The 1586-nt window shown below is 72.4% G+C and carries 2 protein-coding genes; both read left to right on the top strand.

Going from position 1 to position 1586, the window contains the following annotated elements:
* On the top strand, positions 1-235 hold a 235-nt coding region (locus tag HMPREF0731_RS19025; RefSeq protein WP_007005836.1), incomplete at its 5' end, for a TrmH family RNA methyltransferase.
* 89 nt (positions 236-324) lie between these two features.
* A complete protein-coding gene (locus HMPREF0731_RS19030; protein ID WP_007005837.1) occupies positions 325-1329 on the top strand; it encodes a Bug family tripartite tricarboxylate transporter substrate binding protein in 1005 nt (334 codons plus the stop codon).
* The last annotated feature ends 257 nt before the right edge of the window (positions 1330-1586 follow it).

The raw sequence follows: 1586 nt of genomic DNA on the forward strand, positions 1-1586 counted from the left end.
GACGGTGGCGGCGGTGGCGCGCGGCGGCGTGGCGCCCGAGGCCTTGCCGCGCGACCGCCCCATCGTCCTGGTCATGGGCAATGAGGAGCAGGGCCTGCCGGAGGCCAGCATCGCCGCCTGCGCGGCGCGGGTGACGCTGCCCGGCTCCGGCGCGGTGGAGAGCCTGAATGTCTCGGTCGCCGCCGCCGTGCTGATGCACGCCCTGGTTGTATCGCCTCGCGCTACAGGGTTGTGAAAGATAACATTCCCGCCATCACGGCTCTTGCCCTGGGGATAACTCTCCGCCAGAACGCGCCCCGGAACCCAAACGGAGCTCCCAAGACCATGACCTTCCGCCGCCGTGCCCTGCTGGGCGCCGCCGCCACCTTCCCGGCCGCCGGGCTGTTCGCGCCGCATGTCGCGCGGGCCCAGGCCTTCCCCTCCCGCCCGCTGCGCCTGGTGGTGCCGTTTGCCGCCGGCGGCTCGGTCGACATGACCGGGCGCCTGATGGCGCAGATGCTGCAGCCCGTGCTGGGCCAGACCGTGGTGGTCGACAACCGCGGCGGCGCCGGCGGCAATCTCGGCGCGGCCGAGGCGGCGCGCTCCGAGAAGGACGGGCACACCCTGCTGCTCGCCTCGGCCTCGATCCTGGCGGCCAACAAGTTCCTCTACCGCAAGTCGATGCCGATCGACCCGATCACCGACCTGGCGCCGGTCACCCGCGTGACCACCGGCACGGTGTTCATGACGGTCAACGCCAACAGCCCCTACCGGACCTTCCAGGACGTCATCGCGGCGGCCAAGAAGGACCCGGGCAAGCTGACCATGGGCTCCTCGGGCACCGGCACGATCAGCCACCTGACGATCGCCAAGGTCAGCAAGGTGACCGGCGCCGACATCACCCATGTGCCGTATCGCGGCGGGGCGCCTGCGCTGCAGGACCTGCTGGCCGGCAACATCGACATGATGTTCGACGTCATCCCGCTGTCGATGGCGCATGTGCGCGAGGGCCGGCTGCGCGTGCTGGCCGCCGCCAGCGCCGACCGCGTGACCTATGCGGAGGAGCTGAAGAACGTGCCGTCGATGAAGGAGCTGCTGCCCGGCTCCAACATCGACATGCAGTCCTGGTACGGCGTGAACGTGCCGGCCGGCGTGCCGGCCGACCGCATCGCCGCGCTGCACAAGGCGATCACCGGCGTGGTCGACACCGCCGAGTTCCGCGCGAAGATGGAGCCGAACGGCTTCACCACCGTGGTGGACGCGACGCCGGCCGCCTATGGCGAGTATCTGCGCAGCCAGGAGACGGTCTGGAAGGCGCTGGTCGAGGAATCCGGCGCCAATCTGGACTGAGCCACGGCGCCGCGCCGCGGCCTGGACGTCCGGCGGGGCCGGGGGCGTGAGCCCCCGGCCCCGCTGCGATTCCGGGCCCGGCGCATCACATTGCCTCGACGCAACGCGCGCGCCAGGGCAGGCTGCGCCGGAGTGAGGCGGAGAGTGCCATGCCCCGAACCCCGACCCTGCCCCGCCGCGGCCTGGCCGCGCTGGCCGCGCTGCCGCTGCTGCCGGCCGCCGCCCTGGGCCAGTCGGCGCCCCCCGCCGCCGAGTCG

The organism is Pseudoroseomonas cervicalis ATCC 49957, from assembly GCF_000164635.1.
In the GTDB taxonomy this organism is placed as follows: domain Bacteria; phylum Pseudomonadota; class Alphaproteobacteria; order Acetobacterales; family Acetobacteraceae; genus Pseudoroseomonas; species Pseudoroseomonas cervicalis.

Coding starts and splice junctions, on each gene's coding strand:
- HMPREF0731_RS19030 (WP_007005837.1), top strand. CDS start 325: ATGACCTTCCGCCGCCGTGCCCTGCTGGGCGCCGCCGCCACCTTCCCG.